General features: G+C 75.4%; 1 protein-coding gene. It reads left to right on the top strand.

Annotated elements, in window-relative coordinates; all coding sequences use genetic code 11:
* Positions 1–419 (top strand): EAL domain-containing protein (locus tag GPA27_RS28560; protein ID WP_169143753.1); only part of this gene is annotated, 419 nt, incomplete at both ends.

The raw sequence follows: 419 nt of genomic DNA, 5'->3' as shown, positions 1-419 counted from the left end.
AGGTGCGCAGCGCCGAGGCGCTGGTGCGCTGGCGGCACCCCCGGCTCGGCCTGCTGCCCCCGGCGCGGTTCCTGCCGCTGGCGGAGGAGACGGGGCTGATCGTGCCGATCGACCGGTGGGTGATCCACGAGGCGTGCCGGGCCGCCGCGACCTGGCGGGACCGGGCCCCGGACGCGACCGTGGCGGTGAACATCGCCGCCGCGCACCTGCGCCGCCCGGACCTGATCGCCACGGTCAGCGAGGCCACCGCCGGGGCCGGCCTGGCGCCCCGGGCGCTCACCCTGGAGCTGACCGAGTCGGCGCTGATCGAGGGCAGCGACACCGTGCTGGAGCGGCTGCGCCAGCTCCGCGAGCTGGGCATCCACATCGCCATCGATGATTTCGGCACCGGCTACTCGTCGCTGAGCTACCTGCACCAC

The sequence above is a fragment of the Aromatoleum toluolicum genome, assembly GCF_012911005.2.
GTDB lineage: Bacteria > Pseudomonadota > Gammaproteobacteria > Burkholderiales > Rhodocyclaceae > Aromatoleum > Aromatoleum toluolicum.
The sequence above is the reverse complement of the archived record's forward strand: the minus strand, read 5'-3'. Positions and strand labels throughout refer to the sequence as shown.